Here is a 13,009-nt window from a genome sequence, read left to right on the forward strand (position 1 = left end):
ATACCATCGGGTGGTGTTACCCTCTGCCCCGTTTCACTTTAAACAGTCGAATCACAGGGGTGGGTGTGACCCAGAGGCACCGCAGGGACCGTAAGAAGAAGAGACTCTTGTACGGCGCGGCGGCCGCTGTCGTGGCCACGGCCACGATCGGCAGCATCGCGATCGCCTCGCCCGGCCTCCTCGGCACGGCGGGCGACGAGAAGACTGCTGGTGAAGCTTCCCTCCAGTCGCAGTTCGCAAACGCGGCGCGCGAGTTCGATGTGCCGCAGAACGTGCTGATGGCGGTGTCGTACCAACAGACCCGCTGGGAGTCGCACGACGGCGAGCCGAGCACGACGGGCGCGTACAACGTCATGGGTCTGACGAAGGTCGACCCGGAGGATGTGCCGCAGAAGGTCACCGACGAGCAGATCGATCACTTCAACGGCTCCGGCCGGGCGGAGATCGAGAAGACCTTCGACCGCGCGAAGGTCCGGCAGATCCTGGAGAAGGCGCTCGTCGACACCGACGACCCCCGGCTCCACACCCTGGACAAGGCCGCCGAGCTGATCGACAGCTCCAGCGAGGCCGTCCAGAACGACACCGCCGCCTCCATCCGGGCCGGTGCGGCGCTGCTCGCCGACTACCAGAAGCAGGCCGGCGCCGAACTGTCCGACGACGCGGGCGACTGGTACCCGGCCGTGGCCCGCTACAGCCAGTCCCCCGAGAAGAAGGGCGCCGACCTCTTCGCGAAGCGCGTCTTCGACTCCATCCAGGAGGGCGAGCGGGCGGTCACCCTCGACGGCGAGCGGGTCGCCCTGCCGGCCGACCCCTCCGTCGAGCCGGTCAAGCCGTCGAACGTGCCGCTGGCGGCGACCTTCGCGAGCACCAGGGCGGCCGCCGCGGTCCCCGAGTGCCCCGCCAGTCTGAACTGCGACGCCAAGCTCGCCGTCCCCCCGTCCACGGCGAAGAAGAACTACACCGCGGGCGACCGCCCCAATCAGGGCACGGACATCCGCCAGATCGTGATCCACGACACCGAGGGCCCCTACGAGGGCTCACTCAGCGTGCTGACCGATCCGAACGGCGTGGGCAGCGCCCACTACCTGATCAGGGCCCAGGACGGCCAGGTCACCCAGATGCTCGAGAACAAGCATCTCGCGTGGCACGCGGGCAACTGGACCCACAACATGCACGCCATCGGCGTGGAGCACGAGGGCTACGCCATCAAGGAGGGGAGCTGGTACACCGAGCAGCAGTACCGTTCCTCCGCCGAACTGGTGAAGTTCCTGGCGAACCAGTACGGCGTGCCGATCGACCGTGAGCACATCATCGGTCACGACGAGGTGGCGCTCCAGACGGACACCGGCGTCGCCAACCTCCACTGGGACGCCGGCCCGTACTGGGACTGGAACTACTACATGTCCCTCCTGGGCGCCCCGCAGGGCGACAAGGGCGCGGGCGGCCTGCTCCGGGCCGGCCAGGTGGTCCGTGTCGTGCCGCCGTTCACCACGGCCAACCAGCCGAAGCTGACCACCGGCGGCACCGCCGTGTCCGCTCGTCCGGCCAACTTCGGCTACCTGTACACGACGCCGTCGGCCAGTGGCACGACGCTGAAGGACCCGTACTTCACCTCGGGGGCGAACGAGGGCTCGAACTACGGCAACAAGGTCCGCGCCGGCGGCACGTACGTCGTCGCCGACGTCCAGACGGACTGGACGGCCATCTGGTACGCGGGCGTGAAGGCCTGGTTCTACAACCCCGGCGGTCAGTACACGGCGCCGGTGGCCGGTGCCACGACGGTGAAGCTCAAGTCGCCGCTGACCTCGACCAAGGTCTTCGGCCGGTCCTTCCCGGAGACCGCCGCCTACACCGCGGCCGGGCTCGAGGCGCCGGGTGACGAGAACGCCCCGCTGTCGAAGTTCACGTTCGCGACGGGCCAGTCGTACGTCAAGGCCGGTCCGGCGGTGAAGGGCGACGACTGGTTCGGCTCCGCCCAGAAGAACGTCGTCGGCAGCACCCTGTTCGTGCCGATCCGCTTCCACCACAAGATCGTCTGGGTGAAGCAGTCCGACATCGTGGAGGCGCCCGGCGCCGCCCCCGTCGCCACGAACAACCGCTACAACCTGCTCGCCCGGGACGCCTCCGGTGTCCTCTGGCAGTACCAGGGCAAGGGCGGCGGCGCCTTCCTCACCCGGTACCAGGCGGGCACCGGGTGGAACGCGTACAACGCCGTCACCCCGATGACCGCGCTCCGCGCCGACGGCACCGGTGACGCCGTCGCCCGCGATGCCTCCGGCGTGCTCTGGTACTACCAGGGCAGCGCGAACCCGTCCTCGCCGTTCAAGGGCCGCCTTCGGATCGGCACCGGGTGGCAGGCCTACGACCAGATCATCGGCGTCCGGGACGTCACCAACGACGGCAGGCCCGACCTGATCGCCCGCGAGAAGTCGGGTGTGCTGTGGCTCTACAAGGGGACCGGCGTCCCGTCCGCCCCGTTCGCCACCCGTTCCAAGGTCGGTGCCGGATGGCAGGCCTACAACGCCATCGTCAGCACCGGTGACCTGTCCGGCGACGGCAAGGCCGACCTCGTCGCCCGCGACGCCTCCGGGACCCTGTGGTCGTACAAGGGCACCGGCAGCGTGACGCAGCCGTTCGCCACCCGCGCCAAGGTCGGCGCCGGATGGCAGGCCTACAACTCCATCGTGGGTCCGAGCGATCTGGACGGTGACGGCAAGGTCGACCTGATCGGCCGCGACGGAACCGGGACCCTGTGGTCGTACAAGGGCACCGGCAGCCTGACGGCGCCGTTCGCCACGCGCGCCACGGTCGGCTCGGGCTGGCAGATATACAACCTGATCTTCTGATCGGGTAGAGGGTCGTCCCACGGCTCCTGGGGTCCGGCTCGCACCGTCCACGGTGCGGACCGGGCCCCGCTTCCGTGTCCGGCTGGGCTACAGTGCTCGCGTGTACGCCTCCCAGATCCAGAACTGGTGGTGGACCGCTCATCCGGCGGCCCACTGATCGCGCGTACACCGAAAGACACGCGAAGGCCGCCCGAGGGGCGGCCTTTCTCGTACCCGGGGCCGTTCCTCTCCGCACTCCACTCGGAAGGAACGACACACCTCATGGACCTCTCCCGTCTGCTCGACCCCTCCTGCCCGCCCTTCGCCCTGCTGCGCCGCCGTACCCCCGGCCGTGACCACGACACCGTCGAGGTCCTGATCGGCGCGGTCCACGAGGCCGAGCGCCTGGCGGAGCTGCCCGTGGGACCGCGGCCGACCCTCGCCCTGGTCCCCTTCCGGCAGATCCGGGAGCGCGGCTTCGACGTCCACGACGACGGCACCCCGCTCTCCGTGCTGGTCGCCGAGGAGTCCCACGAACTGCCGCTCGCCGAGGCCCTGGAGCAGCTGCCCGCACACGACGTGGCCGTCGAGAACGGCGGGTTCGACGTCTCCGACGACGAGTACGCCGGGATCGTGCGGCGGGTCATCGACGAGGAGATCGGCTCCGGCGAGGGCGCGAACTTCGTCATCCGGCGGACGTACACCGGCGAGATCCCGGGCTTCGGGCGGGCCGACGCGCTCGCCCTGTTCCGGCGGCTGCTCGCCGCGGAGCGGGGCGCGTACTGGACCTTCGTCGTGCACACCGGCGACCGGACCCTGGTCGGGGCGAGCCCCGAGGTGCATGTGCGGATGTCGGGCGGCACGGTCGTCATGAACCCGATCAGCGGCACCTACCGCTACCCGGCCGGAGCCGCCCCCACCACCGAGGGCCTGCTCGCCTTCCTCGCCGACCGCAAGGAGACCGAGGAGCTGTCGATGGTGGTCGACGAGGAGCTCAAGATGATGTGCACGGTCGGCGACATGGGCGGGGTGGTGATCGGTCCGCGGCTCAAGGAGATGGCCCATCTCGCGCACACCGAGTACGAGTTGCGGGGCCGGTCCAGCCTGGACGTGCGGGAGGTGCTCCGCGAGACGATGTTCGCGGCGACGGTGACCGGCTCGCCGGTGCAGAACGCCTGCCGGGTGATCGAGCGATACGAGCCCCTCGGGCGGGACGGCGTCGGCCGCGGCTACTACGCGGGGGCCCTCGCCCTCCTCGGTACGGACGCGAGCGGCGCCCAGACCCTCGACTCCCCCATCCTGATCCGTACGGCCGACATCGCGGCGGACGGACACGTCAGGGTGCCGGTCGGCGCCACGCTCGTCCGGCACTCGGACCCCGCGGGCGAGGTCGCCGAGACCCACGCCAAGGCGGCCGGGGTGCTCACCGCGCTCGGGGTACGGGAGGGCAGGCCGGCCGGCGCGGCCCCGGCCTCCGCGCCGCTCGCCGACGATCCCCGGGTACGGGCCGCCCTGGACGCCCGCCGGGCCGATCTCGCGCCGTTCTGGCTCAAGATGCAGGTCCGGTCCGCCGAACTGGCGGGCCACGCCCTGGTGATCGACGCCGAGGACACCTTCACGGCGATGCTCGCGCACGTCCTGCGCTCCTCGGGCCTCGACGTGTCGGTGCTCCGCTACGACGAGCCGGGACTGCGCGGGCTCGCGCTCGCCCACGAGGGTCCGGTGGTCCTCGGCCCGGGTCCCGGAAACCCCTCGGACGCCGCCGACCCCAAGATGCGCTTCCTGCGCACGCTGACCGCCGAGCTGGTCCGGGAGCACCGGCACGGGCTGCTCGGCGTCTGCCTCGGGCACGAGCTGATCGCCGCCGAGCTGGGCCTGGAGATCGTCCGCAAGCGGACCCCGTTCCAGGGGGCCCAGATGCGGATCGACCTCTTCGGGCAGCAGCGGAGGGTGGGCTTCTACAACAGCTTCACCGCCCGCTGCGACGACCGGACGGCGACGGAGCTGGCCCTGCACCGGATCGAGGTGAGCCGGGACGCGGAGACGGGCGAGGTGCACGCCCTGCGCGGGCCGGGCTTCGCCGGGGTCCAGTTCCACCCCGAGTCGGTGCTGACGACGGACGGGGCGGCCCTGACGGCCTCGCTCCTCGCCGGTGTGCTGGTCTGAGAGACCCGGCCCGCCCGATCCCCCCCATAACACCTGTGGTCCCCACCAGAGGTCGGCGCGCGGCCGCGGACGGCCGCGCTGCCCGATCACGTCACAGGGGGGGCAGGGCATCGGACGAGGTCGCCCGGCGGGCCGGGCTCCAGCGATTCGGTCACACGGCCGGCGTCGGGGTGCGGGGGACGAGGACGTTCACGCCGCGCCGGCCGGCGGTGTAGTCGAGGACGTTCTGGACGGTGGTGTCGATGATCTGGCCGACGGCGTCCTCGGTGTAGTACGCCTGGTGCGAGGTGACCACCACGTTCGGGAAGGTCACCAGACGGGCCAGGGTGTCGTCCTCGACGACCTCCAGGGACTTGTCGAGGAAGAAGAGCCCGGCCTCCGCCTCGTACACGTCGAGGCCCACGCCCGCGAAACGGCCGGCCCGGAGTTCCGCGACGAGCGCCTCGGTGTCGACGAGTCCGCCGCGGCTGGAGTTCACCAGGATGGCGTCGTCCTTCATCGACCGGAGGGCGGCGGCGTCGATGAGGTGCTGGGTGGACGGGAGCAGCGGCACGTGGAGGCTGATGAGGTCGGCCTCGGCGAGGAGGCGTTCCTTCTCGACGTACCTCATGCCGAGGTCGGTACAGGCGGCGTTCTCGGCGACGTCCCAGCCGAGGAGGTTCATGCCGAAGCCGTGCGCGATCCGGGTGAAGGCCTCGCCGATCTTGCCGGTGCCGAGGACGCCGACGGTACGGCCCCGCAGGTCACGGCCCATCAGTCCGTCGAGCCGGAAGTCGAAGTCGCGGGTCCGGTTGGAGGCGCGGACGATCCGGCGGTTCACGGCCATGGCGAGGGTCCAGGCGAACTCGGCGACGGAGTACGGCGAGTAGTACGAGACACGGGCGACGGTGAGGCCGAGGCGCTCCGCGACCTCCAGGTCGATGTTGTTGAAGCCCGTGGACCGCTGGGCGATCATCTGCGTCCCGCCGGCGGCGAGGGTCTGCAGGACGCGGTGGTCCAGGCTGGCGTTGACGCTGGTGGAGATGATCTCGTAGCCGGCGGCGATGGGCGCGGTGTCCTCGGTGAGGAAGACGCCGAGACAGCGGACGTCGTGGTGCCCCGCGAAAGCCTTCTCGATGAGGGGCTTCTCGTCCGCCTGCACGCCGAATGCCAGGATTTCCACGGGATTCCCCTCAGCACGATGAATGGGCCATACATCCGCGATGCGCGCTCCGCGCGATATCGGCGAATATACGGCCCTTCGTGTCACCGCGCCCGGCACCCGGGCGCACCGCCCCGGCGCGTCAGGCGTCGTCGAGGCCGCGCTCGATGGCGTACCGGACGAGTTCCACCCGGTTGTGCAGCTGGAGCTTGCCGAGGGTGTTCTGGACGTGGTTCTGGACCGTGCGGTGCGAGATCACCAGACGCTCGGCGATCTGCTTGTAGCTGAGGCCCTTGGCGACGAGCCGCAGGACCTCCGTCTCGCGCTCGGTCAGCTGCGGGGCCTTCGGCTCGTCGGCGCCGGCCGCCGGGGCGGGCTCGGTCGCGAGCCTGCGGTACTCGCCGAGGACCAGCCCGGCGAGGCCGGGGGTGAAGACGGGGTCGCCGACCGCCGTCCGCCGCACGGCGTCGATCAGCTCCTCCGTGCTCGCCGACTTGAGGAGATAGCCGGTGGCGCCGGACTTGACCGCCTCCAGGACGTCGGCGTGCTCGCCGCTGGCCGAGAGGACCAGGACCCGCAGCCCCGGCCGGCCGCCGACGAGCTCCTTGCAGACCTGGACGCCCGGCTTCACCGGCAGGTTCAGGTCCAGGACGAGGACGTCGGGCAGGACCGCGAGGGCACGGCGCACCGCCTGCTCGCCGTCGCCGGCCGTGGCGACCACGTCCAGGCCCGCTTCGGCCAGATCGCGGGCGACCGCGTCCCGCCACATCGGATGGTCGTCGACGACCATCACCTTGATCCGCTGCTGCTCGCTCATCTTCCTTGTCCCGCCTTCCCCCGTGGAACCTTCAACTCGACTTCCGTGCCCTGGCCGGGGACCGAGATCAGCTCGGCCGTGCCGCCCAGATCCCGCAGTCTCCCCCTGATGGAGAGGGCGACGCCCATCCGGCCCTCGCCCTCCGCCTGCGCGAGGCGGCCCTCCGGGATGCCGGGGCCGTCGTCCCGGACGGTGACGATCACCTCGTCGGGCCAGTCCTCGACGAGGATCCAGGCCTGAGCCTCGTCCCCCGCGTGCACCCGCACATTGTCCAGGGCGGCGCCGACGGCGGCGGCCAGCTCACGGGCGGCGGGCGGTTCGAGGAGCACCGGCGCGCCCGGCTCGGAGAGGGTGACCTTCGCCCCGGCGCGCGGGGCGAGCAGCAGCCTCAGGTCCACGGACGAGCCGCCGTCGTGGTCCTCCTCCACCTCGACGACCCGGACGACGGCGCCCTCGGACTCGTCCTCGGAGACCAGGCTGGGGCGGATGAGACCGCCGGCCACGAGGGTCCGGAGGGCCACCTCCTGCTCCCCCGCCATCCGCCCGAGGTCGGCGGCCTCGCCGCCGAGGGCGGTACCGCGCCGCTGCACCATCGCGAGGACCTGGAGGACGCTGTCGTGGATGTCGCGGGCGAGCCGCTCCCGCTCGCGGGTCGCGGCCTCGATCTCCAGGGCACGGGCGAGGGTGCGTTCGGAGGCGCGGGCGACCTCGACGACGTATCCGATGGCGATGGAGGCCACCCAGACGAGGAGGACGTTGTGGAGGGTGTCCCGGCTGGGGTGGCCGCGTTCGACGATGTTGGCGACGGCGACGAGGGAGGAGGCGGCGCCGGCCCAGCGCCAGCCGCCCTTGATCGCGTACGCGAGGACGGATCCGGCGGTCCATATCGAGGGCAGGGTGGGGCCCTCGATGGACTGGGCGTGGGCGTCGGCGAGCGGGGTGAGGAGGATGCCGACGAGGGCGACGGCGAGGTCGGCGCCGAGGAAGCGCTTGGTGCAGCTGGCCGCGTTCGCCACCTTGGGCAGGGTCGCGAGGGTCCAGACGCACATCACCGCCAGGAAGGCGACGGCGATCCAGGGCCGCTCGTACCGGTCACGGCCGAAGGCGAACAGCAGGACCGCGTAGATCATGGTCAGGACGCGGTAGCCGGTCAGCGCCCGCCACAACGGCTGCTCGACCGACATGCGCACGACCCGCTCGCGCTTGGCCATCTCCCCCACCCCCGGACGTCCCGAACGGGACGTCTACCGCCGGACGCCTACGCGCCGGACTCTTCCCGAGCGGCGATCTCGGCCTTCACGGCCTCCTTGGCCGCCTTCTCCGCGTCCGCGATCTGCCGCTTGGCGGCGGTCGCGTAGATGTCGACGTACTCCTGGCCGGACAGCTTCATGATCTCGTACATGACCTCGTCGGTCACCGAGCGGAGGATGAAGCGGTCCCCCTCCATGCCCTGGTAGCGGGTGAAGTCCAGCGGCTTTCCGATCCGGATCCCCGGGCGCATCAGCTTGGGGACGACCTTGCCGGGCGGCTGGATCTTCTCGGTGTCGATCATGGCGACCGGGATCACCGGCGCACCGGTGGCCAGGGCCACGCGCGCGAGGCCGCCGGGCTTGCCGCGGTAGAGACGGCCGTCGGGCGAGCGGGTGCCCTCGGGGTAGATGCCGAAGAGCCCGCCGTTCTCGATGACCTGGATACCGGCCTTGATCGCCGCCTCGCCCGCGCCGCGCGCACCCGAACGGTCCACCGGAAGCTGACCGACGCCCTTGAAGAAGGCGGCCGTGAGCTTGCCCTTCACACCCGGCGAGGTGAAGTACTCCGCCTTGGCGATGAAGGTGACCTTGCGGTCGAGCACGGCGGGCAGGAAGAAGGAGTCGGAGAACGACAGGTGATTGCTCGCCAGGATCGCGGGCCCCTCGGCGGGAATGTTCTCCAGACCCTCCACCCAGGGCCGGAAGGCAAGCTTCAGGGACCCTCCGAGGGAGAACTTCATTGCGCCGTAGATCAACTCGCCATGCCTTCCGTGTGCCGTGGCGACGACTTTATCCCGTACCGGCGTACGCCCCCCGCTACGGCCCTGGTCGGTGTCGGTCCGGTCGCGTACCGTGAAGGTCCTTCCCCATTTTCCGTCGCTTCGGCGCACCCAGGGCGCACCCGAAGGCGAACGCGAAGTCGAGCGAACAGGAGACCCCGGTGCCGGTCCTTCCCGGAGCCGAGCCGTACCGCCATGACGGCGGAGAGGTCGGCGTCCTTCTCTGTCACGGATTCACCGGTTCCCCGCAGTCGCTGCGTCCGTGGGCCGAGTATCTGGCCGCGCGCGGTCTGACGGTGTCGCTGCCGCTGCTGCCCGGCCACGGCACCCGCTGGCAGGACATGCAGCTGACCACCTGGCAGGACTGGTACGCCGAGGTCGACCGGGCGCTGGGCGAGCTCCTGGAGCGGTGCGCGACCGTCTTCGTCTTCGGCCTCTCCATGGGCGGGGCGCTGACCCTGCGGCTCGCGGCGCGGCACGGGGACGCCGTGAAGGGCATCGTCCTGGTCAACCCGGGCAACAAGGTGCACGGACTGGCGGCGTACGCGCTGCCGGTCGCCCGTCATCTGGTCCCCTCGACCAAGGGCATCGCCAGCGACATCGCCAAGGAGGGCGTGACCGAGGTCGGCTACGACCGGGTGCCGCTGCACGCGGCGCACTCCCTGCGCCGCTTCTTCCAGACGGTTGACGCGGAGCTTCCGCAGGTCACGCAGCCGGTGGTGCTGCTCCACAGCCCGCAGGACCATGTCGTGCCGCCCGTCGACTCGGCCCGGATCCTCTCCCGGATCTCCTCGACGGACGTCCGGGAGATCCTGCTGGAACAGAGCTACCACGTGGCGACGTTGGACCATGACGCGGAGCGGATCTTCGACGAGAGCCTGGCCTTCGTCGAGCGTCTCGCGCCGGGTCTGGTCGACGAACAGGGGAGCAGGAGCGGTGGCTGAGGAGCAGGACGGCGGCGGGTTGGAGCCGCAGCCCATCGACGAGGAGGCGGCCTGGGCCGCGATCGTCGCGGGATACGGCGAGGAGCCGGCGGACCCGCCGGGTGCGAAGCCGTACCGGACCGTCGAGAACCTGTCGCTGCCGGAGCCGGAGGCCGACGGCGACGAGGACGGCAGGGAGGTCCGGCCGGTGAAGCCGGCGCCGGGGAAGGGCACGCCCTGGAAGCCGAGGCCGGAGACCGGCGGGGCACCGCCGGCGGCCTCGGAGGAGCCCGGGACGGATGCGGAGGAGGAGCCGGAGTCGGGTCCCGAGCGGCCCGCGCTCGGCAGCTCTGTCGTCTTCGCGCCCGGCGTGCGCCCCGCCGGTCCCCGTGACTACTCCCCGGCCGACCCGGAGGACGCGCCGGGCGGCTCCGACGAGGGCCACTTCGTGCCGCCGGAGCCGCCCCCGCTGCCCGAGGCGGACGTGACGACCAGATTCGCCTGGCTGGCCGTGGTCGGCGGCCCGGTGCTGATGCTGGTCGCCGTGCTGCTCAGCTGGGACATGACCTGGTGGCTGACGACGCTGTGCATCGGCGGCTTCCTGGGCGGCTTCGCGACCCTGGTGGGCCGGATGAAGCACGACGACGAGGACGACGGCTTCGACGACCCGGGCCGCGGCGCGGTCGTCTGATCGCCCTGACGCCTGACTCCGTCCGTCGGCCGGTGGCTCGCCGCCCGGCCGACGGCGGTGGGGGCCTCAGGTCGCGGCGGGCACCCGCACGGCGGCCAGCACCGGAAGGTGGTCGGTGGCGGCCCGCAGATCCGCCGGGTCGAGGTCGTCCGGCACCCCGCAGCCGAGGAACTCGACCCCGGGGGTGGCGAGGATCGCGTCGATCCGCTGGTGCGGATCGGCGGGGGTCGAGGTGTACGCGCCTCCCCAGGGACTGACCTCCCAGCCGTCCTGGAGTTCCTTCGCGAGCCGCCGGAAGGCGGGCCCGTCGGGCTGTTCGTTGAGGTCCCCCGCCACCAGGGTGTACGGGGTCCCCAGGGCGGCGACCCGGTCGAGGACCAGTCCGGCCTGGGCGTACCGCTCGTCCTTCCGCAGGCTCAGATGGCAGCTGACGAGGCCGACCCGGGCCCCGGCGAAGCGGACGACGGCGGTCGCGAGACCGCGCCGGTGCAGGCCGGGGGTGAGCGGCAGCAGGACGTCCTCGGTGCGTTCCACGGTGGCCCGCAGGGAGCAGAGCAGCATCGGTCCGGCCGCGGTGGCGCCACCGCTCAGCATGACGAGCTCGCTCTTGGCGGCGAGCCGGGCGGCGTGTTTGCGCCAGCGGAAGAAGCGCGGGGCCTCCTGGACGAAGACGAGGTCCGGGTCGCAGGCCCGGATGACCCGGGCGAGGGCGTCCTCGTCGTCGCGCATCGAGCGCACGTTGTAGCTGAGGACCCGGAGGACGGCCGAACCGTCCTCCTCGGTGCGGGAGTTGGGCAGCTCACTGATCGCCATGACACGTAACGTACGACAACCGCCCGCCGCGTCCACAGGGACGCGACGGGCGGTCGTCGTAGGAGGGTCGGCTCAGCCCTGGCGGGCGAGGTCCGCCGCGCCGACCAGACCGGCCTTGTTGCCGAGCTGGGCCGCGAGGACCTGCGCGTGCGGGCGCCACTGGCCGCCGATCAGCCAGCGTCGGAAGGACTTCCGGATCGGGTCGAGGACCAGATCGCCCTCGTCCGAGACGCCGCCGCCGACGATGAACGCCGAGGGGTCGAACAGCGAGGCCAGGTCCGCGAGGCCGGCACCGGCCCAGCGGGCCAGTTCGCGGAAGGAGTCGACGGCGACCGGGTCGCCGGCGCGGGCGGCCTGGCTGACGTGCCGGCCCTCGATGCCCTCGGGGGTGCCGTCGCCGAGTCCGAGGAGGACCTCGGCCCGCTCGGGGGTGGCGTTGGCGCGCTGCTTGGCGTAGCGGACGAGCGCGCGGCCGGAGGCGTACTGCTCCCAGCAGCCCTGGCTGCCGCAGCCGCAGAGCAGACCGTCCGGGACGACCCGGATGTGGCCGAATTCGGCGGCCACGCCGAAGCGTCCGCGGCGCAGCTTGTTGCCGATGATGATGCCGCCGCCGAGGCCGGTGCCGAGGGTGATGCAGATGACGTCCTCGTGGCCCTGGCCGGCGCCGAACCTGTACTCGCCCCAGGCTGCCGCGTTGGCGTCGTTCTCGACGACGACGGGCAGGCCGACCCGCTGCTCGACCTTGTCCTTGAGCGGCTCGTGCCGCCAGTCGATGTTCGGCGCGAAGAGGACGGTGGCGCGCTTGTCGTCGACGTAGCCCGCGGCACCGATGCCGACGGCCTCGATCGTGTGGCCCTTGCCGGCCTCGGACACGGCGGCGCAGATCGCGTCGACGATGCCTTCGGGGGTCGGCGGGGTGGGCACCTTGTGCGTGTCGAGGATGTTGCCCTCCTCGTCGACCACGCCGGCCGCGATCTTCGTGCCGCCGATGTCGACGCCGATGGTGAGTCCCATGTGTCCCTCAGTTTTCGGTCGAGCCCCGCTAAGGCCCACCGTACCCGAGGGGGACGGGCGTCCCGATCAGTCGAGGTCGATGTGCTGGCCGGTTCCGGGCCCCTCGTCGTCCTTGCGGTCGTCCGCGCCGGCGTCCCCGCCGGTGCCCTTCGTGGCGTCCCCGCCTGCGCTCCCGGCGGTGTTCCCGCCCGGGTGGTCCGCGTCCCGGCGCGGATCGCGCGGGTCGTCGGGGGTCACCTTCTCGTCACGCGTCCAGCGGCTCTCGTGGGACTCGACGGCGGAGCGGTAGGCGGCGAGCAGCTCGTTCCCGGCGGCGGCGAGGTGGTCGAAGACCTGCGGGTTGCGCTCGATGACGGGCTCGACGACGGCCTTCGCCTGGCTGACGAGCTGCTGCACGGTCTGTGCGGCCTGGCCTGCGAGCAGCGGGTTCCCGAGGCCTCCGGAGACCTTGCCGGCGACGGCCTCGAAGAGCTTGCGGAACTCGTCGGCGGCGGAGCCTGTCTCCGCCCCGCGCTCTGCCCGACGACGGGCCTTCTCCGCCTCCAGGTCCTCGGCGCACGCCTTGGCCCAGGCGTCCGAATCGCTCATGG

General features: G+C 71.7%; 12 protein-coding genes. 5 read left to right on the top strand and 7 right to left on the bottom strand.

The window, feature by feature from the left end; genetic code table 11:
• Window positions 1-65 precede the first annotated feature (65 nt).
• The 3 genes from OG392_RS10475 to OG392_RS10480 all read left to right on the top strand — a co-directional run bounded on the left by OG392_RS10475 (window position 66) and on the right by OG392_RS10480 (window position 4,991).
• Window positions 66-2,846, top strand: a complete 2,781-nt coding sequence (locus OG392_RS10475) for an N-acetylmuramoyl-L-alanine amidase (RefSeq protein WP_329277888.1) — start codon at window positions 66-68, stop codon at window positions 2,844-2,846.
• Between the two features lie 100 nt (window positions 2,847-2,946).
• Window positions 2,947-3,003: a trp operon leader peptide gene (locus OG392_RS37520; protein WP_073917353.1), complete on the top strand. Its 57-nt coding sequence runs from the start codon at window positions 2,947-2,949 to the stop codon at window positions 3,001-3,003.
• A gap of 104 nt (window positions 3,004-3,107) precedes the next feature.
• Window positions 3,108-4,991, top strand: coding sequence for an anthranilate synthase family protein (locus OG392_RS10480; protein WP_329277889.1), 1,884 nt, complete (start codon window positions 3,108-3,110; stop codon window positions 4,989-4,991).
• Between the two features lie 151 nt (window positions 4,992-5,142).
• Here the strand turns inward: OG392_RS10480 and OG392_RS10485 are convergent, their stop codons facing one another.
• From OG392_RS10485 to OG392_RS10500, 4 genes are all read right to left on the bottom strand, one after another.
• Window positions 5,143-6,153: a 2-hydroxyacid dehydrogenase gene (locus OG392_RS10485; protein WP_329277891.1), complete on the bottom strand. Its 1,011-nt coding sequence runs from the start codon at window positions 6,151-6,153 to the stop codon at window positions 5,143-5,145.
• Between the two features lie 121 nt (window positions 6,154-6,274).
• Entirely contained in the window at window positions 6,275-6,949 is a 675-nt protein-coding gene (locus OG392_RS10490; RefSeq protein ID WP_329277894.1) for a response regulator transcription factor, read from the bottom strand.
• The gene (gene macS / locus OG392_RS10495) at window positions 6,946-8,160 is read right to left on the bottom strand and encodes a MacS family sensor histidine kinase (protein WP_329277896.1); all 1,215 of its coding nucleotides are present in this window, start codon (window positions 8,158-8,160) and stop codon (window positions 6,946-6,948) included. The genes OG392_RS10490 and macS overlap by 4 nt, the downstream gene beginning before the upstream one ends.
• Window positions 8,161-8,207: 47 nt before the next feature.
• Window positions 8,208-8,939, bottom strand: coding sequence for a lysophospholipid acyltransferase family protein (locus tag OG392_RS10500; protein ID WP_443054741.1), 732 nt, complete (start codon window positions 8,937-8,939; stop codon window positions 8,208-8,210).
• A 200-nt stretch (window positions 8,940-9,139) separates the two neighbouring features.
• On the opposite strand from OG392_RS10500, the gene OG392_RS10505 reads away from it, so the two are divergent.
• The gene (locus OG392_RS10505) at window positions 9,140-9,922 is read left to right on the top strand and encodes an alpha/beta hydrolase (protein ID WP_329277900.1); all 783 of its coding nucleotides are present in this window, start codon (window positions 9,140-9,142) and stop codon (window positions 9,920-9,922) included.
• Window positions 9,915-10,592 carry a hypothetical protein gene (locus tag OG392_RS10510; RefSeq protein ID WP_329277902.1) on the top strand — a complete coding sequence of 226 codons (678 nt, stop codon included), beginning with the start codon at window positions 9,915-9,917 and terminating at the stop codon, window positions 10,590-10,592. The genes OG392_RS10505 and OG392_RS10510 overlap by 8 nt, the downstream gene beginning before the upstream one ends.
• A 66-nt stretch (window positions 10,593-10,658) precedes the next feature.
• On the opposite strand, the gene OG392_RS10515 is transcribed toward OG392_RS10510, so the two are convergent.
• The 3 genes from OG392_RS10515 to OG392_RS10525 form a co-directional block, all read right to left on the bottom strand.
• A complete protein-coding gene (locus OG392_RS10515; RefSeq protein WP_329277904.1) occupies window positions 10,659-11,405 on the bottom strand; it encodes an endonuclease/exonuclease/phosphatase family protein in 747 nt (248 codons plus the stop codon).
• A 72-nt stretch (window positions 11,406-11,477) separates the two neighbouring features.
• On the bottom strand, window positions 11,478-12,419 hold the full coding sequence (locus OG392_RS10520; protein WP_266890944.1) for an ROK family glucokinase: 942 nt from the start codon (window positions 12,417-12,419) through the stop codon (window positions 11,478-11,480).
• Window positions 12,420-12,485: 66 nt separating this feature from the next.
• The gene (locus tag OG392_RS10525; RefSeq protein WP_329277906.1) at window positions 12,486-13,007 is read right to left on the bottom strand and encodes a DUF5304 domain-containing protein; all 522 of its coding nucleotides are present in this window, start codon (window positions 13,005-13,007) and stop codon (window positions 12,486-12,488) included.
• Window positions 13,008-13,009 lie beyond the last annotated feature (2 nt).

Source organism: Streptomyces sp. NBC_00691, from assembly GCF_036226665.1.
Classification (GTDB): domain Bacteria; phylum Actinomycetota; class Actinomycetes; order Streptomycetales; family Streptomycetaceae; genus Streptomyces.

What these genes read in the sequence shown, in the direction of transcription:
- OG392_RS10480 (WP_329277889.1), top strand. Translation starts at nt 3,108, where the DNA reads ATGGACCTCTCCCGTCTGCTCGACCCCTCCTGCCCGCCCTTCGCCCTG.
- OG392_RS10520 (WP_266890944.1), bottom strand. Translation starts at nt 12,419, where the DNA reads ATGGGACTCACCATCGGCGTCGACATCGGCGGCACGAAGATCGCGGCC.
- OG392_RS10525 (WP_329277906.1), bottom strand. Translation starts at nt 13,007, where the DNA reads ATGAGCGATTCGGACGCCTGGGCCAAGGCGTGCGCCGAGGACCTGGAG.
- OG392_RS10515 (WP_329277904.1), bottom strand. Translation starts at nt 11,405, where the DNA reads ATGGCGATCAGTGAGCTGCCCAACTCCCGCACCGAGGAGGACGGTTCG.
- macS (WP_329277896.1), bottom strand. Translation starts at nt 8,160, where the DNA reads ATGGCCAAGCGCGAGCGGGTCGTGCGCATGTCGGTCGAGCAGCCGTTG.
- OG392_RS10500 (WP_443054741.1), bottom strand. Translation starts at nt 8,939, where the DNA reads ATGAAGTTCTCCCTCGGAGGGTCCCTGAAGCTTGCCTTCCGGCCCTGG.
- OG392_RS10490 (WP_329277894.1), bottom strand. Translation starts at nt 6,949, where the DNA reads ATGAGCGAGCAGCAGCGGATCAAGGTGATGGTCGTCGACGACCATCCG.